Here is a 217-nt window from a genome sequence, read left to right on the forward strand (position 1 = left end):
TCGTCGCTGTCGACGTCGGTCTCGACGGGCCTGAGCACGGCGACCAGCAGCGTGTCGTCACTGTCGACGGGTCTGAGCACGACCAACAGTTCGGTGAGCTCGATCTCGACGGGCCTGAGCACGACGACGAGCAGCGTGTCGTCGTTGTCGACGGGTCTGAGCACGACCAATAGCTCGGTGAGTTCGATCTCGACGGGCTTGAGCACGACGGACAGCA

General features: G+C 63.6%; 1 protein-coding gene. It reads right to left on the bottom strand.

Annotated features, from left to right (window positions below; genetic code table 11):
- Positions 1 to 217, bottom strand: a 217-nt coding sequence (locus G3O06_RS48800; RefSeq protein ID WP_205820517.1) for a hypothetical protein, incomplete at both ends; no start/stop codon positions are given.

The organism is Burkholderia sp. Ac-20345, assembly GCF_017104825.1.
GTDB lineage: Bacteria > Pseudomonadota > Gammaproteobacteria > Burkholderiales > Burkholderiaceae > Burkholderia > Burkholderia lata_B.